Source organism: Methanoregula sp., assembly GCF_028679125.1.
GTDB lineage: Archaea > Halobacteriota > Methanomicrobia > Methanomicrobiales > Methanospirillaceae > Methanoregula.
In genome coordinates this window covers 1-25,838 of record NZ_JAJRCG010000005.1, presented here as the reverse complement: position 1 = coordinate 25,838, position 25,838 = coordinate 1, and the positions used below count along the sequence as shown (strand labels likewise).

General features: G+C 52.2%; 21 protein-coding genes. 7 read left to right on the top strand and 14 right to left on the bottom strand.

Going from position 1 to position 25,838, the window contains the following annotated elements:
- Nucleotides 1-402 precede the first annotated feature (402 nt).
- Together LUQ43_RS05000 and LUQ43_RS04995 are read right to left on the bottom strand one after the other, a co-directional pair.
- Nucleotides 403-5,955 carry a HEAT repeat domain-containing protein gene (locus LUQ43_RS05000; RefSeq protein ID WP_299964628.1) on the bottom strand — a complete coding sequence of 1,851 codons (5,553 nt, stop codon included), beginning with the start codon at nt 5,953-5,955 and terminating at the stop codon, nt 403-405.
- A 285-nt stretch (nt 5,956-6,240) separates the two neighbouring features.
- Entirely contained in the window at nt 6,241-7,260 is a 1,020-nt protein-coding gene (locus tag LUQ43_RS04995) for a hypothetical protein (protein WP_299964625.1), read from the bottom strand.
- A gap of 232 nt (nt 7,261-7,492) precedes the next feature.
- Here LUQ43_RS04995 and LUQ43_RS04990 point away from each other — a divergent pair, with 232 nt between their 5' ends.
- Nucleotides 7,493-8,731: a hypothetical protein gene (locus LUQ43_RS04990; RefSeq protein ID WP_299964622.1), complete on the top strand. Its 1,239-nt coding sequence runs from the start codon at nt 7,493-7,495 to the stop codon at nt 8,729-8,731.
- 182 nt (nt 8,732-8,913) lie between these two features.
- Nucleotides 8,914-9,183 carry a hypothetical protein gene (locus tag LUQ43_RS04985; protein WP_299964620.1) on the top strand — a complete coding sequence of 90 codons (270 nt, stop codon included), beginning with the start codon at nt 8,914-8,916 and terminating at the stop codon, nt 9,181-9,183.
- A gap of 337 nt (nt 9,184-9,520) precedes the next feature.
- Here the strand turns inward: LUQ43_RS04985 and LUQ43_RS04980 are convergent, their stop codons facing one another.
- From LUQ43_RS04980 to LUQ43_RS04970, 3 genes are all read right to left on the bottom strand, one after another.
- Nucleotides 9,521-10,075 (bottom strand): TATA-box-binding protein, encoded by a 555-nt coding sequence (locus LUQ43_RS04980; RefSeq protein WP_299964617.1) that lies wholly within the window; start codon nt 10,073-10,075, stop codon nt 9,521-9,523.
- 561 nt (nt 10,076-10,636) lie between these two features.
- Nucleotides 10,637-11,110 (bottom strand): VOC family protein, encoded by a 474-nt coding sequence (locus LUQ43_RS04975; protein ID WP_299964614.1) that lies wholly within the window; start codon nt 11,108-11,110, stop codon nt 10,637-10,639.
- A gap of 637 nt (nt 11,111-11,747) precedes the next feature.
- Nucleotides 11,748-12,110, bottom strand: coding sequence for a nuclear transport factor 2 family protein (locus LUQ43_RS04970; RefSeq protein ID WP_299964611.1), 363 nt, complete (start codon nt 12,108-12,110; stop codon nt 11,748-11,750).
- A gap of 372 nt (nt 12,111-12,482) precedes the next feature.
- On the opposite strand from LUQ43_RS04970, the gene LUQ43_RS04965 reads away from it, so the two are divergent.
- Both LUQ43_RS04965 and LUQ43_RS04960 read left to right on the top strand, forming a co-directional pair.
- Complete coding sequence (locus LUQ43_RS04965; protein ID WP_299964609.1) at nt 12,483-13,190, top strand: class I SAM-dependent methyltransferase; 708 nt, start codon at nt 12,483-12,485, stop codon at nt 13,188-13,190.
- 302 nt (nt 13,191-13,492) lie between these two features.
- On the top strand, nt 13,493-14,830 hold the full coding sequence (locus LUQ43_RS04960; protein WP_299964607.1) for a serpin family protein: 1,338 nt from the start codon (nt 13,493-13,495) through the stop codon (nt 14,828-14,830).
- A gap of 243 nt (nt 14,831-15,073) precedes the next feature.
- Here the strand turns inward: LUQ43_RS04960 and LUQ43_RS04955 are convergent, their stop codons facing one another.
- The 3 genes from LUQ43_RS04955 to LUQ43_RS04945 all read right to left on the bottom strand — a co-directional run bounded on the left by LUQ43_RS04955 (nt 15,074) and on the right by LUQ43_RS04945 (nt 17,087).
- On the bottom strand, nt 15,074-15,397 hold the full coding sequence (locus tag LUQ43_RS04955; RefSeq protein ID WP_299964605.1) for a nucleotidyltransferase domain-containing protein: 324 nt from the start codon (nt 15,395-15,397) through the stop codon (nt 15,074-15,076).
- On the bottom strand, nt 15,394-15,804 hold the full coding sequence (locus tag LUQ43_RS04950) for a HEPN domain-containing protein (protein WP_299964603.1): 411 nt from the start codon (nt 15,802-15,804) through the stop codon (nt 15,394-15,396). The genes LUQ43_RS04955 and LUQ43_RS04950 overlap by 4 nt, the downstream gene beginning before the upstream one ends.
- A gap of 554 nt (nt 15,805-16,358) precedes the next feature.
- Entirely contained in the window at nt 16,359-17,087 is a 729-nt protein-coding gene (locus tag LUQ43_RS04945; RefSeq protein ID WP_299964600.1) for a TIGR00266 family protein, read from the bottom strand.
- A gap of 396 nt (nt 17,088-17,483) precedes the next feature.
- Between LUQ43_RS04945 and LUQ43_RS04940 the strand changes: the two genes are divergently transcribed.
- From LUQ43_RS04940 to LUQ43_RS04930, 3 genes are all read left to right on the top strand, one after another.
- Complete coding sequence (locus LUQ43_RS04940; RefSeq protein WP_299964598.1) at nt 17,484-18,716, top strand: hypothetical protein; 1,233 nt, start codon at nt 17,484-17,486, stop codon at nt 18,714-18,716.
- 16 nt (nt 18,717-18,732) lie between these two features.
- The gene (locus LUQ43_RS04935) at nt 18,733-19,755 is read left to right on the top strand and encodes a hypothetical protein (RefSeq protein WP_299964596.1); all 1,023 of its coding nucleotides are present in this window, start codon (nt 18,733-18,735) and stop codon (nt 19,753-19,755) included.
- 263 nt (nt 19,756-20,018) lie between these two features.
- On the top strand, nt 20,019-20,498 hold the full coding sequence (locus tag LUQ43_RS04930; RefSeq protein WP_299964593.1) for a protease inhibitor I42 family protein: 480 nt from the start codon (nt 20,019-20,021) through the stop codon (nt 20,496-20,498).
- Between the two features lie 357 nt (nt 20,499-20,855).
- On the opposite strand, the gene LUQ43_RS04925 is transcribed toward LUQ43_RS04930, so the two are convergent.
- From LUQ43_RS04925 to LUQ43_RS04905, 6 genes are all read right to left on the bottom strand, one after another.
- Nucleotides 20,856-22,661 carry an ABC transporter ATP-binding protein gene (locus LUQ43_RS04925; RefSeq protein ID WP_299964591.1) on the bottom strand — a complete coding sequence of 602 codons (1,806 nt, stop codon included), beginning with the start codon at nt 22,659-22,661 and terminating at the stop codon, nt 20,856-20,858.
- Between the two features lie 171 nt (nt 22,662-22,832).
- Complete coding sequence (locus LUQ43_RS04920; RefSeq protein ID WP_299964589.1) at nt 22,833-23,261, bottom strand: hypothetical protein; 429 nt, start codon at nt 23,259-23,261, stop codon at nt 22,833-22,835.
- Between the two features lie 43 nt (nt 23,262-23,304).
- Nucleotides 23,305-23,829 (bottom strand): class I SAM-dependent methyltransferase, encoded by a 525-nt coding sequence (locus LUQ43_RS04915; RefSeq protein WP_299964587.1) that lies wholly within the window; start codon nt 23,827-23,829, stop codon nt 23,305-23,307.
- Nucleotides 23,777-24,148, bottom strand: a complete 372-nt coding sequence (locus tag LUQ43_RS04910; RefSeq protein WP_299964585.1) for a class I SAM-dependent methyltransferase — start codon at nt 24,146-24,148, stop codon at nt 23,777-23,779. The genes LUQ43_RS04915 and LUQ43_RS04910 overlap by 53 nt, the downstream gene beginning before the upstream one ends.
- 645 nt (nt 24,149-24,793) lie before the next feature.
- On the bottom strand, nt 24,794-25,057 hold the full coding sequence (locus LUQ43_RS13395; protein ID WP_363318490.1) for a type II toxin-antitoxin system RelE/ParE family toxin: 264 nt from the start codon (nt 25,055-25,057) through the stop codon (nt 24,794-24,796).
- Complete coding sequence (locus LUQ43_RS04905) at nt 25,023-25,241, bottom strand: type II toxin-antitoxin system Phd/YefM family antitoxin (RefSeq protein WP_299964583.1); 219 nt, start codon at nt 25,239-25,241, stop codon at nt 25,023-25,025. Before LUQ43_RS04905 ends, LUQ43_RS13395 begins: the two co-directional genes overlap by 35 nt.
- Nucleotides 25,242-25,838: the final 597 nt, after the last annotated feature.

Sequence of the window (25,838 nt, the reverse complement as noted above, 5' to 3'; positions counted from 1 at the left end):
GCGCCACCGGTCCCGGAAGGGGGCGAGGCCCGGATTGAGGGGATAAGACTTACAGAGAAATAAGCCCGTTCGGGGCTCCGATTCCCAGTTTCCCGCTAAGGACGATTCCGGGAAAACCCGTAACACCCCCGTTTTCGTTTCCTGTGGAAAATAAGCCCGATTTTAACTTTGATTATCGAAATACGGCAGATTTGCCCCTCACAGAATGGCCATTACGGGCCATCGAATCGCGAATAGTTCGGGCACCCTGTTTGCCCCATCCGACCCCGGGAAAGGCGATTAAAACGCTGATACGAAGGGCACTTTTCCGGCAGGGTAACAGCAAAACGTCGCGAAGATCCTCCTACAGGACGTACGCCGGAACGAGAGCCATTGTACTCACGCTCACCGAACGAGATCTTCTCATTCCCCGGTCGGGGGAATATCTCCCGGATTATCCTCCGGATTATGCTCAGGCGGGAGTTCGGGCGCACGGTCCTCCTGGGGGGAATGCTTTGCCTGTTCGATTTTTAAGAGAATTTTCCCTGCTTGTGAGGGGGCGTGGATATCCCCGTGATCCAGGGCATTTGTCAGCGCTTCAACAACCGGTGCCCCGATATTTACCAGGAAATTTTCCGTACGATGTCGCACGATCGGGGAGGGATCATTGAGGGCAAAAATCAGCGGCCGGATTGCCCCGGTGCCGCCGATTTTTGCAATGGCTGTGATAACCCCCAGGCGGATATGGACATCGTTGTCGCCAAGAGATTCACCAAGAGGGCCCAGCGCCTTCTCCCCGATCTCTTCAAACGCATACCACTGTTCTTTCCCGATCAGGAAATAGGCCCGCTCCACCGGGTCCTGGGGAACACAGTTGAGATCCTCAAGAATGCCCGCCGCAATCGCTTTACGGGCATGATCTCCTTTACAGAGCAGATTTACCATGTCTGCCCGGGCCGGTTCGCCGAGCTGCCGGAGGGAGTCGGTTGCAGCGAGAACACTATCCTCATCAGGGTTGTACAATTGCCCGATAAGCGGCCGGATTGCAATGGCATCGCGCAGCATCACCAGCGACCGGATGGCAGCAAGGTTCACGTCACGGGAGGGATCCCCGAGGATATCGGCAAGGGCCTTTGCACCGCGACGGTCTCCCAGGAGTCCGATCGATTCTGCAATAGCCTGGCGGGTTTTTGGGTCTGACGCCCCATACAACGCGTGCCCGAGAATCTGCACGCTGCGGGGATCGTGAATTTTCACAAGAACGCAGGCTGCGGCTATCCGGACCGATGCATCAATATGATCCAGTGCACCGTCAAGCTCATCGACAAGAGATCCGCCCATTGATTCCAGCACCCCGGCAATGACCGCCTGGACCTCGGGATCTGAACGGGCATAGGCATGCAGGAGGGGAATGACCGCGGGCTCCCCGAATCCCCGCAGGATCGTGGCCGCTCCTTTGCGAACCTTCGGGTTTTTATTCGCCAGATCGTGGATACACCGGGAGATATCCTTTTCAGCGGGTACCGTGGCAGGTTCCCCTGACATGGAGGCCTGCTGCGCTTCATTCTCCTTCCTGGCAACAAGTTCCCGGGCTTTGGCACTGATCTGCTCGTTTTCATCATGCGTCAGGAGGTCCAGCAGATCGAGCGCACGGACATCATCAGTGAACAAGAGTACATCCAGCGAGACTAACCGGGTCTCAGGGTCGCCTTCCGTCTGGATCTTTGTCAGGACATCGATCACCAGGGAATCGGGTCGCGCCACCAGGGACCCCAGCACTTTTGCCGAGGTGAACCGGACATGCTCATCAGGATCGGTAAGAGATTTTACCAGGGGATGAAGAACCACCGGGTCCGGGAATTTTCCCAGGGTTTCAAGCGCAGCGGAACGGATCTGCGGCTCGCGATCTTCCGTTGCTTCGAGCACAGGCCGCATGGCAAAACTGCCCATACCGGAGAGTGCCCGGATTGCCTCGGAACGGACGGATGCACTCGGGTCCATGAAACACCGGACCAGGGAGGGAATCACGGAGGCATCCCGGAAACATCCCAGCGATTCCGCAACGGCCCTGCGGATATCGGGATTGGGATCGCCCACGAGGGAGATCATTACTGGCAGCGCCTCGGGGGCGTTTATCCGTCCCAGTGCATGAAGTGCGGCGATCGTCACCGCGGGATTCTCATCCCGTACGAGAGCGGTGAGATCGTTAACCGCCGGCTGGCCAAGGGGCTGGAGTAAGGCCACGGCATTCAGTTTTGTGCTCTCATCTGCACCCGCAAGCAATTCGCGGATCTGCTCCAGGCGTTTTTTTATCTCCGCAGGGCTGATCGCACCCGACGCACCGTAGGGAGTGCAGGTATCGTACCGGTCTGTGCCATCCCGGGGCGGCTCCCGTTTTTTGAGAAGCGCCAGCATGTTCCGGGCTGTACCCATCAGGTGCTTGTCATCCCCATGGATAATGTCCGTAAGACCGGCAATCGCCGGTTCACCCATGCTTATCAGCGCTTCCGTGATCACCAGCCGGCCCAGCACCTGATCGTCGTCAAGCGCCCGGACAAGCAGGGGAATGATCGCCGGCCCCATCGTTGCAAGGGCACCGGAGTTCTGGAGAGCAATGAAAACCTGGACTTTTTCGGCAGTATCCCGGGCAGTCCAGCCGGTCTTTTCAAGCGATACTGCCGCAAGGGTCCGTACGGCGAAGACCGGATGCGAAAGGGACTCGAGCAGGAACTGCTGAACCTCGGGACATGCCAGGTGCCCCAGTGCAGAGATCGCAGCCTGGATGATCCGGATATCCTCGGTTTTTTTCGCAAGCAGGATCAGGTACGGCACTGCCCGCAGGTCACCAAGAATCCCCAGCGTGCGGATTGTACCGGACTGTACCTCGAAATCGAGGTCGCCGAGCACCCGGACAAGGGCAGGCCCCGCAGTTTTTTTGTGTACTACCACATGGCCCCAGTCCCGTTTGGCAACATCGTATAATGCAGCGGGCCCTTCCCCCTGGGGAACCCATTGGATCCGGTCAAGGGATTGTGCAGCAGCGTACCGGACCAGTGCATCCGGGTCCCTGAGCCGGCCTGCGATATTTTTTTCCGAGGATTTTCCCAGGAAGCCAAGAGTGAGAACCGCGCCTTCACGCACAAAGGCACGATCATCGGACAATGCCCGGACAACGGGGATGCGTGCCGGTTCTCCCAGGTGCCCGATGATCCGTGCAACTTCCAGACGGTTTTCTTTGACCTCGTCGTCGAACGAGGCGATCAGGCACTGGAGCGCAGGAAGACCCATTGCAAGGAGGGTGTCCCAGTCACCTTTTGCCACCAGGTACCGGATCCGGCCGGGCATATCCTCCGGCTGCCAGGACAGGTGATCCAGTACCGCGACCACATTCCGCCGGAATGCGGGACCCTTCTTCATGAGGGCCAAAAAAAGAGCGTCCCGGGCCGGTTCCCCGCAGCGGGCAAGGGCTTGTGCAACGCCGGGGATTGCATCATCCGGTGCAGTCTCGAGGAAGGTGATCAGCGCATTGCAGGCATCATCACCCCCGATGGTTCCCAGGGCTTCGATTGCGGCCCGGCTCACCTCCGGAATATCGGCAAGACTGTTCACCAGGGGCTGGATACTGGATTTATTCCCGGTTTTTCCGAGGGATACTGCAGCAATTTTCCGGATATCCGGTTCCGTCTCACCATAGAGTACCCAGCCGATTGCGTGAATGGCACGTTCCTCTGGACACGGTCCCAGGAGGGTTACTGCAACCTCCCGGACAACCGGCGATTCGTCATGGATCGCATCGATAAGGTCGCCAACAACACTTGCCTGCATGGAGGCGATAATGCCCGTGATGATCCCGCAGACCGCGGTGGGACTGTCTCGAAGGGCAGAGAGGAGGATCAGGACAGCCGGTTGTCCCGTCTCCTTCAGTTGATCCTCCGCTGTTTTCCGGATTGCCGGATTGCGATCAGACAGTTGTCCAACAAGGATCCGGAGAGTATGTTCATCGCGTGGCTGCAATGCACCCTTCTTTGGCCCGGCCAGCAGGTCCGGCTGCCACTTGCGGATAATATCCAGAGCCTTTTTCTGAACGATCGGATCCGGGTCATCCCGCACGGCACAGGCAATCCAGAGAACCTGTTCGTTCTCCATGGTTGCCAGGGTATCAAGAATCCCACCCCGTTCAGCAGTGCTTCCGGCCAGGATCAGCCCGGGGATGATCTCAAGAAATCTCTGGGGAATTGTCTTTGCAACGGCATCCAGTGCCAGGGCCGCATGAGTACGTACCCCGGGATCCTGTTCGGTGAAACCCCGGATGATATAGGGTATCACTACGGGATCCTTCATCGCTCCCAGGGACCGTATGGCGGCTGCACGTATCCTCGTATTCCGGTCCCGGGTCTTGGTAAGGATGGCCGGGAGTGCCGGGCTGCCGATAGTTCCCAGTGCAGACGCTGCTGCGCTCCTGACCCCGTCATCAGGATGAGACAATTGTTCGATGAGGGGCGGGATCGCGTATGCATCCTGGATGACGCCCAGTGCGCGTGCTGATGCAATCCGCACGACGGTTTCAGGATCGGTTCGGAGCAGGCGGATGAGAGAGGGGAGTGCCCTGACGCTTTTTATGGCACCGAGGGCTTCGGCAGCGGCCGATCGTACCCCGGTATCGGGATCCTGTACTGCAGTGTGGAGGGGATTGAATCCCGGAAGGCCGGTTGCTCGCAGTTCTTCAACAGCAACCACCCGTATCGCAGGGTCCGGATCACGGATCAGTGCGGACAGGCGCCGGATCTTCTCTTCAAGAGGTTCTGCGATCTTCTGTTCAAGATCCTCCTCGGGGTCATCGAACGTTACGGTCAGTTTCTGGTCTTCGGGGATTGCCTCATCGCTCAGCAGCCAGGAATGGTTGCTGATTCCTTTGAGAACCGGCGAGATGGACCGGGTACCCGCTGAGGTTTGTATCTGCGCAAGTACCTCTGTTGCAGCATTTTTGAGCGGATCGTGAGAACTTTTCTGTGCCTGGATAAGCGCCGGAACCGCGGCTTTTCCCTGCGAGACAAGGATCGCGGTCACCTTGTTCCGGATGCTGGGATTTGCATCAAGGAGGGCCGGGACAAGAGCAGGAATTGCCTCCGCCGGGAGCTGGGAGAGTTTTTCCCATTGTTCCTTGGCAATCAGGAGCCGTACCATCTGCTGGTTGTTCTCCGGCTTCCATCCCAGTTTTTCTAAAGCCCAGACCGCTTCGATCCGTACATACGGCGTGGAATCACCCAGCGCGTGAACAAGGACCGGAATGATCCTGGTATTCCCTATCTTGCCGAGCGCTTCAACAACAGCGGAACGGACTTCAATCTCATTGCTCCGGATCAGCGGGGCGAGCCGGGGGAGGGCCTTTACGGATTTGATCTCCCCGAGTCCCTTGATCGCCCCGGCCTTCATCCGGTAATCTTCGTCATCCAGTAGATCGAGTAAGACGGGAACTGCCGCTTTCTTTTTCCGTATCAGCCCTTTTGTCTCGCCCAGTAAGACTGCACAGGTGACCTCCTCGCGGATCTGCTCGGGAGGAAACACCCATCCGATCTGGGTCAGCGCAAGAGCGGCCCGGTATCTGACATCCCGTGAGGGATCGTTCAGCGCGGTAACAAGATAGGGTCCTGCCGGTTTTCCGAGGTATCCCCATGCGCCGGCTGCTGCAGCCCGGGTTGCGGGATCCGTGTTCTCAAAAAATTCTGCAAGAAGGGAAAATACCGGATCTCCCCAGAGAACGAGCACCTCCCCGGCAGCGGCCATCAGGTCTTTCTTTCCGGGATCCTCAAATGCACGAAGGATACAGGGGAGGATGGTTGTCCCCGTTTCTGCAAGCCCGGTGATGATATCCTGCCGGCGTTCCCCGATACTCCCCTCCAGTGCACGGACCAGTTTTTCGGTTCCACTATCGATATCGGTTCTGCGGATACCAAAGGGAATGGTCTGGTCAAACATGCATGAAGGAGTATGTACCGGTGTTGTAGTTTTCCGGCCGGATGGATAATGGTACTAGTACGCCGGAATGGTTGATAACCCCATGGATTTTATAACAATGAGCCCCCCATTGCCCCATCCAGATCTTCCTGATGCCACACGGGTTACCGGGACGGCCCCGGAGAAAAATACGAAGGGGCCTTTGGCCCCCGACACGGATTGGTGGTCATGCAGGAAACGGCAAGCCATCGTTGGAAAAAATATGACCGCCCGTCCCTGCCGGGGGGAGGGACGGCCAGCACCCGTTCAGATGACCAGGGTCAGGAAGAGCAGGAAATACAGGGTAATGGTGACCGGGGGGATAACCCGTATGGACCAGTAATCGATCTGTTCAACCCGTGAGGTATTATGGGTCTCGGTGAATCTCATGATAAGGATGCCGGAAAGAAGTGCCATGACGAGCGTTGCATACGTGATGATCATGAACAGGTCGAGGAACGTCGCATAGGCAACAGCCGGAATTGCATCGGCGATACGCCAGTGGATGAGCACTGCGGCAAGGAACATCGAGGCGTTCAGGCCGAGACGGGATGAGATCTTCATCATCAGCGATGAAAGCGAGACGATGACGATGAGCATAATCGGCAGGAAAAATTTCAGGACTGTTGAGGTAACATCTCTCGTAATACCAAAACTGAAGACTGCCCGGGAGTACGGAACCTCACCGGGGAGATATGACGCGTTTGTAACAGCAAAACGGGTGCCGGAAAAGGTCCATCCCGGGAGGTCTGCTTCACGATAGAGGCCACTCGTTTCCTGGTCAATGACAAAGAGCCGCTCTTGTTCGTTTTTCTGTTTGGACTCCATCTTGATAGAGAGAGTATGCCGGTCAAACGGGTAACGGCTGAGGTCGGGTTCGGTCGTCAGGACGGAAACGATCCGGTACTCTTTTTCATGGGGTGTATCTGTGACGGGTGTGATCGATGTTACTGCCCCGTTCATAAGCTCGAAATCATTGATCGATACCGGTGTATCGGATTTGAGGTTTAAGTAATAATCCACGCCAACTGTCCCGGCTCCCACGTCGACACGGTTGAAATCTATAACATAGATGCTGATGGTCACATTTTCCGGTGCATTTCCGGCCGGTTGTACTGATATGTTGGAACCTGATCCCGCAGAAGCGGGGACCGCTATCAGGAAAACTGCGAAGGCGATGAACAGGAAATACCAACAGATGCCGCGGGTCCCTTCACGGGATCGGCCACATGCCCGGGCAGATACTCTCCCCGGTTTCTGATGGCGGGCAATACTTGTATCATCCATGAATAAGATGAGATTTTCATACTATTAATTCCCCGTTTGATCTGCTACCGTCCGCGTATCCGTGTGCGAGTCCGTCTGCCGGGGCCTGCAATACTCCTGGGATCGCCGGGCAATCGTTGTGCTAAAAGTATAAATACCCGGAATAAACGTCAGCGTTACGCCGGCCAGTACAGCTTACTTTCACCCCCCGATAGGATACAGATTTATTAATCCGGGAATTCTTGTTGTGAGCATGTACACCCGCGAGGCATCCGCGCTCGATCTGTTCACCGATTCAGTCCGGCTTATGGGCGATGCCACGCTCTGCGCGGTGATGGAGTTCGACCGGCAGCTCGACCCCCGTCTCCTTGAAGAGGCAGCGCATGCGTGTCTCCTAGCTCACCCGGTCCTGCACAGCCGGCTTGTCCGGGGGAATGGCCCGGCATACTGGGAGATGGCAGAACCTGCATCTTTCCCACCATTACAAGTCGTGGAATCCAACGGGAACTATCACCCTCTGGTCATCGGGCCGGTTGATCCGTATGGTCCGCTGCAATGCCGTTTCCGTCTCCTGCGACGCTCTTCGGGAGATGTGATCGTCATCAACCTTGCGCATGCCGCTGCTGATGGCTTCGGCCTCCAGACGCTCATGTCCCAGCTGCTCCAGGAATACATGCAGCCGGGCAGCCTCTCTCCCGCGGAAGGGGGGATCCCGGAGCGTGACACGCTCTGGACAAGGAGATGGCCCCATGAAGAAAAACCGGTCTCTTCCGATATGCAAGTGATCAACCCCATGTGGCCCGATCCGTTCGGGACATCGCAGCAACCCACCACGTATCACCGGGAATGTATCACTCCTTCGGTTCTGGAAGCGATCCGGGCGGAGGCAAAACGGCTCGGGGGCAGTATCAATGATGCGCTGATGGCGGCCTACTTCCTCGCCATGAGTGATCTTACGGGGCACCCGGGTCCGATTGATATCTATTTCCCCGTCAATCTCCGCCAGCACCAGAACGATGGATCGCGGGTGATGAGCAACCAGGCGGTCAATGTCTGTTTTGCTCTCGAACGCAGGTCGGGTGAGGGAATGAACGGGATCCTTCCCCGCGTCATTGCAGAGACAAAGCGGCTCAAGGCAGGGGGATGCATCGGTATCGCCGAACAGGTTGAGATGGATACGGCCTCTGACCCGGAGGGCCGTAATATCCACCGGATGGTGGAGCAGATGGCAGCCCTCCAGAGAGCGGGTCTTGCGGACATTTTTATCTCGAACCCCGGCACGATCACGCTTCCCGAGGTTGCAGGACTCTCTGATGCCTATCTCTGCTACCCGGGGGGTTACATGCCCACTACCTGCTTCCTCACCAGCACGTTCCGGGGATGCATGACGATCACCATGGGATACCAGGACAGTAAAAAACCGAGGGAGGGAACACGCAGGGCCATGGATCTCTTCCGACACCATCTCCTGTCTCTGGCGGATACCGGGTAAGATACCAGGGAACGTGGCTGCCGGGCACCGGATACCAGTGCGACATTATTTTTCACGTTGCCGGATGAAATGCCGGTACTCGTCCGGACCCCCGATGAGAACCGGCCCGGTACGTTCGTGCGTGGGAATTATATGGGTGCAGGACCGTTGTGACTGTACCAACACGGTGAGGACGCCATTGTATGATAACGCAGGATATTGTGAAGAAACTCTGGGATGAAGCGGGAAACGGGAATATCGCAATCTGGGCAGATGATACCATGACCGTGGTGCCTATTGATTTTGAGAGAAATAAAGCGGGACAGACACCGCTCGCCATCCTCAAGCCCATTGCGCTGGTTAACCGGTATGAGCTGCTTTTTTATGCCCTCGCTGACGATGAACTGCTCACTAAAATTGAGACAACCATCCGGGCAGCCGGGGGCAGGGTGACCCGGGGTCCCAAGGCATAGGATTCCTCCGTTCCGGAGAGACTGCAACCCGGTTCGATCAAAACAGCCCCGGGCAGATGAAATCTTTTCATATCTCTTTTGTTCTTCCCGCAATTCTTGCGGTTGGCATTATGCATTGACGGGTGTACGACCGGCACACCGCAGATTGTTCCGGTAGTACCACAGTCATACGGATTGAGAGCTCCCGGTATACGGGATCCATCCGGCACGCCCGGCTATTGAAAACAGAAAAAAAGGAGTGATGGCCGGCCCGGTCACCCGCCAGTACTGGGGGGCCGGTGACATGAGAGCGTCCGGCCGGGATGCTGCCGGATGATTGGGTTATGCAATTCCCGGTTCAGATAACGCTTTCAAGTTTCTTTTCAAGGACGTCAAGCCCGTTCTTGACATCGACAAGGGTCTTGCCGCCCGTGAGGATGATCTTGCCCGACGAGAAGATCAGGACAACGATCTTCGGTTCGGCAATCCGGAACACAAGCCCGGGGAACTGTTCGGGTTCGTACTCGACATTCTCGACATTGAGCGTGACGGTCAGCTTGTTGAGGTTGATGTACCGGCCGAGATTGTACGAACAGACCATGTTGGTGACTGCAACCTGCGGTTTCTTGAGAGGCTCAATGCCCGCATCCTTTAACGATTTGATGACAATCGCAAGCCCGTCTGCAAGCGCCTTGTCATTACGGACACCGGTGATCACGATCTTGCCGGACGAGAAGATCAGGCACGCGATCTTGGGATCCGCGATACGGTATACCGCGCCGGGAAACCGTTTCTTGTTGAGCTCACAGTTCTTTACCTTGCTGGAAAGTTCAACCAGATCGATGGATTCTGCAATAACACCTGATGCAACGATGTTCTCAATCTTCAATGATTCGTATTTTTTATCGGACATCCAAACACTATGACGCTGCCGTAACCATAAGACTAATGGACAACCTTTATGAGGGGTGTAATCCGGAAGGCATAAAAAACCTGCATTATGGGGATCGTGTCTGGGCGAACCGGCCGTTCCACGCATACTGCTGCGGCCGCGGGAAAGGCTATTGCACTGACCGATGATCCCGCAGCGGGCATAAAAAGGGAATGATGGAAATACGATCTCCCGGGCAACAGGCTGGTTATCCATGGTGTCTCCCCGCATCAAAATGAAGGATTGTTTCAGATCCGCGCCGGGTTCAGGGGATTGGATCAGATATCTCAGCCCTGGTACGGGGATCCCGGGAACGGCCTGCGGTCGTATGCCGGGGCATCCAGGTTCCCAAACGGATAACCTGGAGCACAGGAGCAATCAAATCCGTGAATGCCACACTACAAACGGTGACGTATTCTCCATAAGGCATGTCGCCGTTTTCGTATTTCTTGTCATTTGCGGCACATCCTGGATCCCCGGGGGGAGGTATTCAGGGGATGTGCTCTCGGGAACAACACCAACCCGACCGGGACCCTGCCGGTGTTACCCGAGGATTGCCCGCACGATCCCGGCCGGCAGCGTGGTCTTTTTTCCGATCTCAGCTTCCGTCATCCCTTCACGGTTCAGCCGGCGCACGAGTGCGTCCATGGGCTCGCCAATCTCGATGACGAACCCGTCCGGGTCATGAAACCGGAAGACCCGCTGGCCCCAGGGCTGTTCGCGGATTCCGTGGACGATCTCTGCACCGTACGACCGGACGGAGGCATACGCATCGTCAACATTCGCTGATTCAAAATAGACCTCAACATCGTTGCCCTTCTCCGGTTTCACGGTCCGGCCATGGATCACGTTCAGGGCATAGTCCTGCTGCCAGAGGGCGAGGCCGCTGGTGTACCCGACATTGAGGCTGTGGTCCATAGCAACTTCCTGCCTAAGAACCGATTCGTAGAATTTCCGTGACACGTCCATGTCCTTTACCATGAGGACAAATGCCGTGAGTTTGCATTGTGCTGCCATACTACCCGGAAGCGTGAGTCCGGGGAGACGATAAATGGATGGCGGGGAGCGTGAAAATAATAGCGGAGATCGGTACTGACGGGACCGGCCCCCGGGATTGGTTCGATTTTCACCACGGTTTTCCGGGACTTCAGGGACCGGTAACTCACGGGTAATCCGGGGAGAAACCAACAGGGAGATGGTTCCCGAACGATTTCCGTTTCACCCGGGAGAATGAACCCGGAATACCAGGAGACATTCCCGATTTTCCAAAACAGGTTCTGAACAGTTTTCCGGCACGATGTGATACTCTTCCGATGATAGAAGTATAACCGACGATCATAATCTTTGGTGATTCCTTAATTAACGCCACCAGTAAATTTTTGTTTCAGGCTTTTAAGGCAATCCTATAAGCAATATATCAGACGTTCTTGGGGGCTTCGGTTTCACCTCCGCCCCCGCCACTGCGGCATCCCCCAAATTGCGATGACGACGTATCCCCTATTACCGACTTCTTCCAATCATAATGCGCCCCGTCCCCCTCGGGGGACTGGTGGCGCAAGAGGGGGGTATGGTTATAATTAGTGGCCCATATTGAGGAATCACCCAATCGTTTATCCCGGTGATCTGCACGCTCGTGCCGGGTCGGGTCCCGGCCTCACAGGTCTTTTGGCAGGGGAATACCCTGGACGCGGAAGAACGAGATCTTGTCCCAGTACCCCCGCTGGAAGACGATCTTATCGTTGACCACATGAAAGAAACCACAACCCCGGAGCCCGAGGGGATCGCGCCATTCCATGATCGCCCATTCACCATCTTCGAACAGGTTCTCGACAATGCAGATCATCTTTGCCGATGCAAACGATTCTGCAAACATCCGGCGGATGGCTTCCCGCCCTTCAACCGGTGATTCGGCGACCTGATGATTGATCGCATCTTCCGCGTACAGGCTGGCAAGGGCATCGGCATCGGCACGATTGAAGGCCTCGACAAACGCCCGGACAATTTCGCGTGGCTTCATAGGTAAGGGAACTATTCTCCTCCTCAAGGAAAATAATCCTGTCGGGTTGAATCCGGAAGGGTTGCAGGGTCATGAACGTTGATGGAGATTTGAAACAGGCCGAAAGGGGAAAGCGACGGGCCGATTTGAAAAATCCATGGTGTGTGACCTGATTCACGCTGAAGGAAGAGCACCCACAATCATTTTGTAAAACCCAGGGAAACCCATTATACTAAAAACCGGGAATAGTTCCTGCACGGTACTCATCCGGTTGATTAACCTGATAACGGTCACAGCACGCTCCATTTTCACGAGCCCCTACCAATCCGGCAATTTCTCTAAAAACCCCACGGTCCACCGGAATGCAGATCGTTATTAAAAGGAACCATGCATATGACAAAAATACCTGTCTGGTACTATGACGAGATGAAATTCTCCGGTGTCGATTTTTCCCGGATGGAAGAAGTGGCTGCGTATGACTCCATGCACCGGAAGCTCCGCGATTATGCCAGGACAACCGAAGCGATCATCCGCCGCTTATCCCTGGATTCCGGCAGTACGGTGATCGACCTCGGGTGTGGCACGGGAGCATTTGCATTGCACGCTGCAGGAAAATGCCGTACCATTTACGCTGTTGACGTATCCCGGGCAATGCTTGATTACTGTAAAAAACAGGCAGAAGAGAAGGGCATCGCCAACATCGTATATTGCCACGGGGGTCTCCTCACGTATGAGCACATAGGCGAACCGGCCGACGCCATAGTCTGCGTTGCCGTACTCCACCACCTTCCCGACTTCTGGAAACAGGTCGCCCTCACCCGGTGTTGTGGCATGCTCAAACCCAAAGGCCAACTCCTGTTGTTCGATATTGTGTTTCCCTCCGGCACCGATAACCTGCACCAGGCGATCGATGCGTGGATCAGTTCCATGGAAACGATGGTGGAGGCCAGGCTGGCAGAAGAGGCTGTCATCCACGTAAAGGATGAGTTCAGTACCTATGACTGGATCCTGGAAGGACTGATCCAGCGGAGCGGATTCGATATCAGCTCAAAAGAGTTCAGCAATGGACTCCAGGCAACCTATGTCTGCACGAAGAGATGATAACGCATTTTTTCCGGCCGGTCTGATGGTGAGCACCGTTTCTGGATCCTGGTGGATCGGAAGGGAATGACGCGGCTTGTCCAGCGTGAACCGTTTTCCGGCATTCTCCTCCCGTTTCTCAAAAGGTATCGCTGATACACAACACGAGCCAGGAACGATTCATGCCATGATCAGGAACACTGCAGAACCCGATGAGAAAAACCTGTGACGGGAAACATGAACGCCGGGGATACCGGGAAATACCTGCGAAAAAAACCGCAGTTATCGCCAGGTATATTTCCTTTTTTGATAAACAGGTGATTATGAAACGAAAACATGCCGGCCTTTGGATCCTGGTCGTTATGATCATTGCCACAATACTGGTATCCGGCTGCACGGGCCCGACGCAAAAACCTGCTGTGAATACTTCACCGTACGGTTCTCCTCATGATACGAATGCAATAACTCCGGTACCTGCAACAAGTTCTTCCGGGAATACACCAGCGGCACAGTCCGTATCAGCAGGAAACAACCGGTTTGCGTATGACCTGTATGCAACCCTTGCCAAAAACCCGGCGGGCGCCGGGCAGAACCTGTTTTATTCCCCGTTCTCCATCTCATCCGCACTTGCCATAACCGGGGAAGGGGCGAAGGGAACAACTGCTGACGAGATCATCGCGGTATTCCACTTTCCGGACAATGACACGATACGCAGGGAAGGTTTTGCCGGGATCAATGAAGGGATTAATGCCGCAGATACCGGGTACACCCTCCGGACCGCAAACGCGCTCTGGGCGGAAAAGAGTTATCCCTTCCTCCCGGCATTTACCGACATTGCCGGGACCTGTTATTCCGCCAATGTAACCAACCTCGATTTCAAAAATACCCCGGAGGAATCCCGCGCAACCATCAACACCTGGGTTGAACAGAAGACCGAGAACAAGATCCGCGATCTCCTGCCCTCAGGAAGTATCGATCCCTTAACCCGGCTCGTCATCACCAACGCAGTCTACTTCAAGGGGACCTGGGCCCGGCAGTTTGATGTTAACCAGACACAGGATGCAGATTTCCGGACAGAAACCGGAAAAACGGTAACCGTCCGGATGATGCAGGACACGAGTGAAGACGCAAAATACCGTTACGCAGAAACCGACCGTGTCCAGTATATCGAGCTGCCCTATACCCATACTGCCAAAAAAGCCTTATCGATGATAATTATTCTCCCAAAAAACGATGACGTACAATCCGTTGAGGCGGTCCTGGATGAACGTAACCTGTCAGCACTACAGGACGCCGCAACGTCCCGGCGCGTGCTGTTGTACCTCCCGAAATTCCATATGGAAACCGAGTACCGGCTGCCCGGTACCCTGAGTGTCATGGGGATGCCCACGGCATTCACTTACGGAGCTGCGGATTTCTCCGGCATGGACGGGACAAAGAACCTGTACATCAGCGATGTCATCCATAAGGCGTTTATCGATGTGAACGAGGAAGGAACCGAAGCTGCGGCAGCAACCGGGGTTGTCATGGGACTGGGGGCTGTTGCCCCCAGCAGTCCGACGGTCTTCCGGGCCGATCATCCGTTCGTTTTCCTGATCCAGGATAAAGAGACCGGAACGATCCTCTTCATCGGTCGGGTGTCAGACCCGGCCGGTTCCTGATCTTATTTTAGTTCGTGCTTTTCCTGCAGGTAAAGAGTGGGGAGGATATGAGATTTTTCCCTGCCATCGCTCAAGGGGGGACCTCCACGCTGAAGCCCGGGAGCCTGTCGCCGCATGCTAACTGGCAATTGCCGGAATATGAACGGGTACTGGAATTTGTACATTACAAAGTTTTTGGAAGAGTGAACGTAGCAATGTGGCTGGAGACTGCAATAGATAAAAAAGTGTATCGGGATGAATACTTCACAACATGACTTCGACTGCATAGGACTCAGCGTCTTTGAGAATACTTGACCGGTCTTTCAATCGTTCATATTCATCGGGTGTATAACAGAGATAGTCCACGTGTTTAGGAAATCGCACAGATTTCATTACTGTCGCCATACGGTTTACGAACGGGATTTCTCGGAAGGATTCTGCGACTATAATAACATCAATATCAGAATCATCGGTGGCGGTGCCTTTCACCCGGGATCCAAAGACCTTGACTTTTACCGGGGAGAATATCCGTACGAGCGAGGGGAGAACGTCGCGGTAAAACTGTTTAAGGTACCAGTCCTCTTTCATTGAGCATCCTCCATAATTTTCCGGGTACGATCGGATACATGGTCAAAGATATTTTTCGCGCTCGCTATACGCTGCCGGGCAAGAGTCTCATTGTACTGTTCAAAAGGAATACTGTCGCTGATATCCGGGTACCGTGAAAACTGGTAATCTGCGGAAAGATCCATGATACATTCGAGGATTTCATCCGGAAGATGGAGTGTCCTTCCTAATTCATCGATAAAATGGGTTTTTGGAACAGGTTGACCGGAATATGCGACAAGCCCTTTGAGAAGTTTCTCTACGGACTGATGCGAAAGAAACGCCGCAACGTCATACCCTTCGATGCCGATATTTTTCTCCGCCATCTCCAGATCATGCAGTGCCTGTTTTATCCACTTCCTGGCAATTGCAGTATCCTGTTCGGTCATCGTCATCCCCGGATAGAAGCCTGGTGTAATAAGTACACGATCTACGGGAAACCAGAATAACTTTCGTATCATTTTTCTTCAAGGGGTTGTGGTTTTAATGGAGGGGCTCCTGAATGAATGCAATGTCTTCGTTAGGCCGGTGCCGGCATTTTTGGGGTTTTGGAAATTCACTTACCGGACCTTTTGGGAAATTGAACGATTCCGGAAAGGGTCAGTTACTCTGGAACCTGACGGCATAGGCCCCACCCGTTCCCTCATAAACCCGGGGGCTAGCTGGCGATCGCATACCGTTTGGTAATTGACGGTACATGAACGGGCACCGGAACGTACACGTGATTATTTCAAAGAAAGAAAATTTGTGATCGGGTCCGGTGATCACAGGTTACGTGTCACAGAGAAGGTGACCCTATCATGCGTACCTAACTTATCGTCAGATAACAGATCTTCCGTGGCGGTGCTGTCATAACCCGATGGATGGCAGGGTTCCCCTTCATTATTCCCGATTCCTGGTCCCCACCTGCCTGTCCAGGATAAAAAATATTCACGGTCGTGCACTATCGTGCCCGTGACTGTACCCGGGGCTCGATGATCGTCCAGATCCAGTCAGCAAGTTCACGGATATTTTTGGTCTGGAGGTATATCTCACCCGGCCCGGTAATCTCGGTGACGAATCCTTCACCGCCAAGGATGGTCTCTTTGAGTCCCCCGAATTTGATCACCTTGTACTGGCAGGTGTCGCTGAATGCCACGAGATGATGGTTATCAACGATCAGTTTTTCACCGGCAACGAGTGTATGCTTGTCGATGGCGCCAAACGTATTGATGAAGAGGGGCCCGGCTCCCGTGACTTTGATCATGAACAATCCCTGGCCAAAGAGTCCTTTCGTGAAGCCCTGCCACTGGATATCAAGGTTGACGCCCTGCTGGGAGGCCACATACGCCGCTTTCTGGATGATGAATCCCTTCTCCGGTCTCACATCGAGCATCTCGATATCGCCCAGCGGTGCAGAACTGAACGCAGCTTCTCCGGAACCTGCAGTCGCGGTGAAATCGTTTATAAAAAATGACTGCCCGCCAACAAGCGTCATGCCAAGGGTGCCCCAGAAGCCTTTCTCCCGCTGATGGGTCTTCACTTCAAGCGTGGGCTGCATGTAGGTCATCGATCCCGCTTCGGCCGTGAGGGATTCACCGGCACTCAGCTGCACAACGAGGAGCGAGTACGCGGGTTTGTACTTGATCTCATACTTCACGATTACCAGTCCTGATTCGTTGTATCGTATCATCAGGAAAGAGATGAGCGTTTTGGTTGCTGACGGGATATTGTGATCTAACCTCCTGAAGATCGTTCCCAATAACCTGATCCGATGAATAGCAAAACCCTGTTTGGGTAATGAGGGCAGGCGTTTAAAATTTTTCAGAGTGTTGTGAGAAGACACTGAAATTTTTTATTAAAAATCGTGCCAGTTCGATGATAGGGACAGAAATTGTATATTATCCCATTATAAATTGCGTAGTGTGGATGACCGGAGGTTGTCCCGAAATGTGAAGGACGGATTCACCAAGCGACTAACCTGTGTTGAACCCGATCCTGCCCGTAGGCATGAGAAGATTATCTTCTGATTATATGAAAATTTTCCTGTGCCTCCGAGCGTAGCGAATACAAAAGGAGTTGGAAACAAATGCAACTACGCAAACTGGGCATCGTCCTGCTGGCACTGCTGCTGGCAGCGATGGTGATGGTACCGATGGTGAGTGCGGGGGAAGGTGCTGCAATAAAAGCAGATGCCGATCATCCGACAACCGGAATGATTACTCCCATATTTGACCCATCGGAAATTATTCTGAAAGAACCAGTGAACGAATCGGAAATTGTATCATTTGTGTTTCCTGAAGAATGGTTAATCAGGCAAAAAACAACTTATGATACCGTATCCATCACTATTCCCCGAACTCAGCTTATGACCAGTAAGTTGAATGATGGATCTGGAATTGAGGTTAATACGAACCAGGCAATTGAAAAAACTGAACGCGTTGCTTTGCTGCAGATCCCAAAAGAACTGTTAAAACAAGAGAATACACAAAATTCTGCTGAAATAACGCTGGATTATCCTCTCACCTATTATTCATTCTATCCAGATATAACTGAATTAACAAAAGCAACCGAGCAAAGAAAAATGGAGAGGATCTCGAAACAGCATCTGGAGATTGTTCGAAATTCAGATAAAAAAACTGTTTCAACCGGTATGAGTCCAAAGGCATCCACGCTCTATGCAGAATGGGACCTGTGGAAACGATCATCCACCAGTTATACCCCAGTTGCATTACGGGGGGATATGAAACCTGATACGTTTTCCAATAGTGGACAGAGTACTGCAATCTATCATGAGACCGAAATTCATCTCAACAGAGCTGATGATACGGTTGAACTACTGTTGTGGTATTGTGATGACGGGCACATCTGGTTATCTGCACCCATCTATGACGAGGGCGTCTTAAAATGGGGTACTGGAGGAACCGGGATGAAATGGATCGATATCACCTCGAAAAACCGGGTGAATTATGAGTTCTATGTCAATACCAATGGCCAGTACAGCATCAACTTCTATAATACAGGTACTGGAATATGGTATACTTTCAACTACAATGACAGTGATAACCCCTCAACATATATCAACCGCATTGTGCCATCTACCGAACTGACTACTGATACGGTTAATTACTCGTTTGACTCAATCACGAACACTATGAAAGCATACGAGACAAAGGATTCAGGCAACCCAAGTTGGATTGGGACAGGTCAGCGTTTTTCACACGATTACTTCACGGGAAATGCCAATTATGTCCTGATGAATGCATATAAGATTGGTGACACAATATATTCGTATCACCGGGCTGCAAATTCCCAATCTTAATTTTTTATGAGGGATTATGAAACCAGAAAAAAAGAAACGGATTCTCTGGTTACTGATTTTAGGATTCAGCATGATTTTTTGTATTTTTCCGGTGATTTCGTGTGCACTTCCTGATCCAATTTCCCCCGTTCCAGCACCGACACCACTGGCATTTGAACCAATAATGAAAAAAGAGGTGTTCGCATACGGGGAAATCATCCCCGTAACCGCAGAGATACGAAATACTGGGGCCATCCCGATCAACCTTACAGGAACCCCTCCTGAAATCGTGATAAGCGCCCGTAAAACCGGTTGGAACCGGGGAACCATAAGAACGATACCCGGTGGGAGTGAATCCCCGACACTTGGGCCGCATGCAAATCAAAGATGGATCGTTTCCTGGGATCAAAAGGATGACCTAGGAATGCAGGTACAACCTGGTGTTTATTACCTGACCATGAATGCTTCCGGAATGAACGCATATGCTGAGGTTGTTATACTGTCTCCCGATGGTGCATTGACCGGTACCATCTCACCCAAGCAAAATGTCACGAGCCAGGGAATTACAACACGATTGGAATCGGTCGTATTGCATGAGAATGAAGGACGTGTCACGGCTCAGGTAATTCTACCTTCAACTTCCATTCATTCCGGTTCGCTTCCCGGATTTTCCCAGATTACTGCAGAATACCGGGTTGATAACGGGTCAAATATGAACTTCAGGGATGTATCCGGAAAAATTCTGGAGAATGGAGTATACGAAATAACCTGGCAGACCGCACCGATACCTTGCAGTGCCGGGGTACTGAATGTCAGGGCAACAAAATTTGATCCATTCCAAGGGGATTGGAATTTCACCGTCCCTCTCGATTCGCTTTCACAATGCACATCGGGTAATGGAACGACACTCTCACGAGAGATTGTTATCGGTAATCCGACACATTTGTCGACATCGCCGACACCGAAATCAGCTCCGCTTCCCGTGATAATCCCCGTCCTCGCATGGGGATTCGCTGCTTTCCTTGGAGGTTTTAGAGAAATGTTGAGAGGGATATTATGAAATTATTAAGCTAGGTGCGTTTTGTGCTTTAGAAGGATACTATATTGACGATGACAACGATGTTTCAGGCACGATTACATTTTACAACATGAAATTTAAAGATGTAAACCTTAACCCAGTTACATTAAGCTGGAATAGATACGTAAGTACGGGTATGGAATTGACAAATCTTAATGTTGCAGGGAGTGGTATGAGTCCTGTATTATTGTGGACAAATAATTAATCATTTTTTATGTACCATATTTATGACAAGGGGGGTATCAATGGTAGAACACATTCCGCGAAAAACTGGAGTGATAATGATATCCACGGTTCTTCTTATGATCATTATATCGGCAGGTTGTATCGGATTTGATCAACAGAAATCAAACAATATTTCAGAGCCGGTACAATGTCAGATCGCTGCGTCATCAGAAAAAATTGTGACCATTAATGAGACACACAGCAACTCCAAGGTATGCGCAAAACCGGGAAGCACGATTACTATCCAGCTGAAGGAGAACAGCAGGACCGGATACCAGTGGCAGATGACTGCCAGTCCGGGGCTGGAAATAGTTGATGAGGGTGTCAGATGGTTTGATGAAAACGATCTCCCGACGACGATTGTGGGAATTAAAGCAGTGCATGAATGGAAAATTTCCACGAAGGAACCGGGCATTCAGACGATTAAGGCAATTCTTCGACGCCCTGAACGGGTTACCGGCTCTGAGTCAGTATTCAACCTGAATGTTGTAGTAGAATAATTGGCAGCCTTCCAGGCATACATGCATTTATGAAACATTTCAGGATCGCTGTCGACCAGAAGAATGCGTCAGAATCTCTGTTGAACATGTGTCCGACACACGGGGTTGTGATAAAACTCTATCCAGACTACACTCCGTTAGAGATCTCGTTTTCAATAAAAGATGTGACTCTATCGAGGCACCGGGATTTTTCTGAACAAAACCCCATAAGCTGAAGGAAGAAAAAGAATGGACCTGCACAAAATGGGCGTCGTCCTGCTGGCACTATGGCTGGCAGTGATGGCGATGGTATCGATGGTGAGTCCGGAAAACCCATCGGTGAGTGAAGAAGAAAAAAACCTGAAATAAAAAATCCGGTCATAGGTTCTTGTCTCTGCGTTCACCGATCTGCTGGCGCCACATTGCATAATACAACCCCTTCTGGTCGAGAAGCCCCTGGTGAGAACCGGTCTCAACAATCTTTCCGGCTTCCATGACATAGATCACATCTGCGTGCAGTATGGTAGACAGACGATGAGCAATCAAAATAGAGATCTTGTCCTTGCTTGTGGAGATATCCCTGATAGTATTGGTGATATCCTCTTCGGTCAGGGAATCAAGTGCAGATGTTGCTTCATCAAAAATTAACAGGCGGGGATGACGCAGCAGGGCCCTGGCAATAGAGATACGCTGCTTCTCTCCGCCGGACATCATCATCCCGTCCTCCCCGATGAGCGTCTCAATGCCCAGAACAGAGCGGCTCAGTATCCCATCACACGAAGCCTTGTGCAATGCATCCATCATCTGCTCGTCGGTCGCATCCGACTTCACGAACAGGAGGTTCTCCTTTATCGTACCCGAGAACAACTGGGAGTCCTGCGTAACGAGGCCAATCTGCCTGCGTAACGGGTTATACCGGATAAGTGTCGAGGGCTGGCCATTGAAATAGATCTCCCCGCTGAGAGGACGGTATAACCCCGCCAGGAGTTTCATGAGTGTTGACTTGCCCGCACCCGAAGGACCGACAAACGCGATCGTCTCGCCGGTCTTCACGTGGAACGAGATCCCGTCAATGGCATTATACCGGGCAGTCTTGTGGCGAAAGACAACGTCTTCAAACCGGATATCGTTCAGCTCATCGATCTCGATCGGGTTCTCCGGTCTTTCTTCAATCGGCTTCTGCATCAGATGGTCGAAATTATTCACGGAAACTTCGGCCTCGCGGTAACTCACGATCACGGTGCCAAAATCCTGTAAGGATCCAAAGATTATTGCGGTGATGAACTGCATCGAGACCAGTTCCCCCGTTGTTAAGACTTTCCTGAAGATTAACCAGAGAAGGATGAACAGTATCGACTGCTTGAGGATGGAAAGCGTCATTCCCTGGAAAAACGTCAGCATGCGAATCCGTTTTACTTTCGTCATCTCCAGGTTGAAGATCGTTAAATTCCGTTCCCGCAATCTCTTTATTTCAGGGAAGGTGAGTCCAAGGCTTTTCACGAGCTCGATGTTCCGGAGGGATTCGGTGATCACGCCGGAGATCTCGGTCGTCTCGCGGTTGATCTCTCTCTGCGTAGTCTTGATCTTTTTAGAGAACAACCAGGTGAACGATCCCAGGACGAGGATTCCGATCACAAAAACAGGTACCAGCAGCCAGTTCCTGGTGATGGAATACACGATGAGAAAACCAATACCGACAAACGCGGAGAAGAGGACATTGATGAATGCATTGATGAACGTCTGGGTATCTGACCGTACTTTCTGCAATATCGATAATGTCTCGCCGCTCCGCTGGTCCTCGTACTCGTCATAGGACAAGCGGAGCGTCTGCTCAAGTCCGTCGTTGTATATCTGCATCCCGAACAATTCCACTGCCAGTCGTGCGAAATAATCCTGGAATGTTTTTGCAAACCGGGCGAGCAACGCGAACGCGACAGCCACTCCCAGCCAGAAAAGTACCCCTGCTACCAGGGCATTTTCCGGGATGTAATTTGGATTCAGGGCATAATCATCGATGATCTTCCCGAAGATAATCGGATCGACAAGGTTGAACAGCTGGCTGATACCCGCTAAAACGAGAGCCACAACGATCAGCCACTTCTGCGACTTGAGGTACTTCCAAAGGATCATCATTGTTCTGGCAATCCGCCATTGTTTCTTCTTCTCATATATATTCGACGGCATGCATGCGGTCCGGAATCTCTGTCGGGCAGAAGATCCCTGTCATGCAATAGGATCCCTTCTCCTGTTCTTGTCTGGACCAACTCCTTACGGGTACCCGGAGTCCGGTTCATCCGGAAAAAATGTGCGGGAAGACTCCCGGAAAAAAATTATGTTTTATTTGATTAAGCGTTCTTAAGCACGGGTGCGAAATGCTCGATCATAGGGTGTTTCATATCGGCAAACACTTTTTTCCGGAAACCGGGGATCCTTGTCAACGGGACGAGGACTGCATTGAGAAGCCGGACCTTGAGATCCCCCTTGCGGGAAATCGAACATCCCGTGTGCCATGTAATACCGGTAATCTGCCTGGATGACGAATCTCATGCCTCCGTAGATAGTATCCCGGAAGATCTTGTGGCCGCCGATGGCGTAGAATGTTTTCGGGGGGATATATTCCGCATCGGCACATTGTACGAGACGTGTTGCCAGGGTATCGAGCAGGGCATCGAGTTCCCCGGAACCTGACACTTCGTCCGTGACAACATGGACATGGGACCCGGTGCCGGTGATTGCAGCCGTTTGACAAGTGCCGGGAATGGGAATGGGTACCCTGATAAACACGTGAAAATCCCGATGAGAGAAAAAATGTGACCGGGTCCGGTGATCACATTTTACGTGTCACATAGAAGGTGACCATATCATGCGTTCCGGACCCATCGTCCGGTAGTAGATCTTCGCAGGTGGATGCTACTGTAAATCCCTCTTCATTCAGGAGGGAGTCCAGGATCTCACGCGGGTAATAATGTGTCCAGAAACGGTACACCGAATGCTGATCGGGTTCTGAGCAGACACTATGCTGCTGGAGTATAACGTGTGCCTCTGGATAATGGAACGTCTCTGAAAGGGCAAGATAGGGGCCGTCTTTCCAGAATCCGCCATCAGCCACCTCCCATGATTTTCCGGGAATTTTCATTGCAGCCGGTGCTTTTACGTTGAGCGTATCAAAGATGAACAATCCTCCCGGTTTCAATGCCCGGTAAATATTTTTCAGCAGCCGCGTTCGATCAACCGGAACAAGCACATCGAAATCGCAGAAGATCATGATTGCCAGGTCGAACTGGTTCTCAAACGAGAGATCAAGATAATTCTTCTGAAGATAATCTATCGTCAGGTCTTTTTTTTGTGGCATTCTGCCGGGCATAATCTAGGGAGCGTTTTGAAAAATCTACGCCGGTTACCCGGTGTCCGTGTTCTGCCAGCAGTTCACAATACAGACCGGGTCCACACCCGAGATCAAGGATTGATTTTTTATCGTTGTCCAGATGGGTCTCTATCCATTGGACTGTTGTCTCAATCGTACTTCGTTTCCTGCTTGCTGCATCGCAGTCCGGGTCCAGGTGCAGCTCAAGCAGGTGCCGGGAGATATGGTCATCCTCCCACATACCTGCATTGCCTTTTTTATAGAGTACCGGTTTTTTTATTGTCTCTGATAGACGGGATATCTGCATTGTAGTCTCCAGATTCAAGATATTTTTTTACACGCTACCTGTTCCACTCATCAGGTACCTGCCCGGTACCAGAATACCACCTATGGGCAGTCATCTGGTTACGGGCACCTGAGAGGAATGATCGATTCAGATCGTTTCTATCTGGAGAGTTGAATATTCAAAGCCTGTTAAACTCTGTGAGTTTTCATTAAATTTTTTATGGTCGGCCCGGTTTCATGCTCTTACGGACGGCATGGAAATATCCCCTCTACCGCAATGAGACCGGGCCGTAACGCTTCACCATCCAGATCCTGGCGGGCCTCAACAATCCATTCACGCGCTTGTGTAAGTGAAAGATGATCTTTCTCATGCGATGACCGGGTCTTTCCACACTCTAATTGTAAAATTGGTGGAAATTTTTGTTCTGTAGAAATCATTTGATTTATACCATGACGCTCTTGGGGGCTCCGCCTTCGGCTCTGCCCCCGCCGCGTGGGCATCCCCCACGTTACGATGCCTCTGTATTACAGGAATAAATTTTTCAATATTGATGTGTTGATAGTGTATTCTGGGGGCATCGTAATGCGCCCCGTCCCCCACGGGGGACTTGGGGCGCAAGAGGGGGCGATCTTTTCTGTAAAAGAGGATTTCTACAGAGCAGAAATTTTATAATCCACGATATGCTATGCTCCGGTGTCGCACGAAAAATATAGTCACTTCGCGTGAATCATGAAGCACCCGGTAGATCACGCGATAATCCCCGACACGAATCCGGTAAAGATTTTCTGCACTGGCAATCTTGTAGGATTCGTGCGGTACAGGATCACGAGCGAGTTTCTCGATGTGTTCAGAAATATTGGGGATGAGATCGCCAGGAATTTTCCGGAGATCTTTTTCAACGCTCTTTTGAATTGGAGCGTATGTTACCATGCCCGTGAATCACATCACGCGTTTTTTTTAGTTCGGCAAGGCTTATCGTACCCTCATCCCGCCGCTCGGCAACCATGGCAAGATCGTGAAGATCTTCCTTGAGGTGCTGATATTCCGTGAGCGGGAGGATGACTGCGACCTTGTTGCCGTTCTCATCAACTACATGCTGTTCAACAGCACTCATGGGAACTCCTTACCCTACATTGTATTCACCAGATGATATAATCGCTTTTTGTACGCAGAGGGCATCCGGATCCCCGGCCCTCACAGAGGGCTACACCCCCTCACCAGCCCATCCGGGCCCGCAGCAGGCCCGGATCGCCACTTCCGGGGGTAACCCGACCGGCCTGTTTTGGGGTATTTTGCGGGAAGTCTCATGGAAAAACGCTACACATCGCCCGATTTGGGTACGGGCATTTTTCCGTGAAGAAAAACCGGCCTGTTCAGAACCTGTTTCTTTTGAGGGTAGGTGGCTGCCGCAGGCCTGAACCTGCGGAGGAGGTGAGGGCTTGCCGGGTACTTTGGCATCTTTAATCAGGAACTATTGTTTTCATCTGCCTCATGAACAAAACAAAGGCAACAGTTCCTTTTTCACTATACTCTGCCAGTTCGATGATAGGGACAGAAATTGTATATTATCATATTATTAATTGCGTAGTGTGGATGACCGGAGGTTGTCCCGAAAAGTGAAGGACGGGTTCATCAAGCGACTAAACTGTGTTGAACCCGGTCCCGCCCGTAGGCATGAGAAGATTATCTTCCAATCCTATGAAAATTTTCC

Bases quoted from the DNA above. Each gene is read 5' to 3' on its own strand.
- LUQ43_RS13395 (WP_363318490.1), bottom strand. From the start codon at position 25,057: ATGGTAACATACGCTCCAATTCAAAAGAGCGTTGAAAAAGATCTCCGG.
- LUQ43_RS04925 (WP_299964591.1), bottom strand. From the start codon at position 22,661: ATGCCGTCGAATATATATGAGAAGAAGAAACAATGGCGGATTGCCAGA.
- LUQ43_RS04915 (WP_299964587.1), bottom strand. From the start codon at position 23,829: ATGCCACAAAAAAAAGACCTGACGATAGATTATCTTCAGAAGAATTAT.
- LUQ43_RS04970 (WP_299964611.1), bottom strand. From the start codon at position 12,110: ATGAAGCCACGCGAAATTGTCCGGGCGTTTGTCGAGGCCTTCAATCGT.
- LUQ43_RS04910 (WP_299964585.1), bottom strand. From the start codon at position 24,148: ATGCAGATATCCCGTCTATCAGAGACAATAAAAAAACCGGTACTCTAT.
- LUQ43_RS04950 (WP_299964603.1), bottom strand. From the start codon at position 15,804: ATGACCGAACAGGATACTGCAATTGCCAGGAAGTGGATAAAACAGGCA.
- LUQ43_RS04995 (WP_299964625.1), bottom strand. From the start codon at position 7,260: ATGGATGATACAAGTATTGCCCGCCATCAGAAACCGGGGAGAGTATCT.
- LUQ43_RS05000 (WP_299964628.1), bottom strand. From the start codon at position 5,955: ATGTTTGACCAGACCATTCCCTTTGGTATCCGCAGAACCGATATCGAT.
- LUQ43_RS04965 (WP_299964609.1), top strand. From the start codon at position 12,483: ATGACAAAAATACCTGTCTGGTACTATGACGAGATGAAATTCTCCGGT.
- LUQ43_RS04990 (WP_299964622.1), top strand. From the start codon at position 7,493: ATGTACACCCGCGAGGCATCCGCGCTCGATCTGTTCACCGATTCAGTC.
- LUQ43_RS04945 (WP_299964600.1), bottom strand. From the start codon at position 17,087: ATGATACGATACAACGAATCAGGACTGGTAATCGTGAAGTATGAGATC.
- LUQ43_RS04975 (WP_299964614.1), bottom strand. From the start codon at position 11,110: ATGGCAGCACAATGCAAACTCACGGCATTTGTCCTCATGGTAAAGGAC.
- LUQ43_RS04985 (WP_299964620.1), top strand. From the start codon at position 8,914: ATGATAACGCAGGATATTGTGAAGAAACTCTGGGATGAAGCGGGAAAC.
- LUQ43_RS04940 (WP_299964598.1), top strand. From the start codon at position 17,484: ATGCAACTACGCAAACTGGGCATCGTCCTGCTGGCACTGCTGCTGGCA.
- LUQ43_RS04980 (WP_299964617.1), bottom strand. From the start codon at position 10,075: ATGTCCGATAAAAAATACGAATCATTGAAGATTGAGAACATCGTTGCA.
- LUQ43_RS04960 (WP_299964607.1), top strand. From the start codon at position 13,493: ATGAAACGAAAACATGCCGGCCTTTGGATCCTGGTCGTTATGATCATT.
- LUQ43_RS04935 (WP_299964596.1), top strand. From the start codon at position 18,733: ATGAAACCAGAAAAAAAGAAACGGATTCTCTGGTTACTGATTTTAGGA.
- LUQ43_RS04955 (WP_299964605.1), bottom strand. From the start codon at position 15,397: ATGAAAGAGGACTGGTACCTTAAACAGTTTTACCGCGACGTTCTCCCC.
- LUQ43_RS04930 (WP_299964593.1), top strand. From the start codon at position 20,019: ATGGTAGAACACATTCCGCGAAAAACTGGAGTGATAATGATATCCACG.
- LUQ43_RS04905 (WP_299964583.1), bottom strand. From the start codon at position 25,241: ATGAGTGCTGTTGAACAGCATGTAGTTGATGAGAACGGCAACAAGGTC.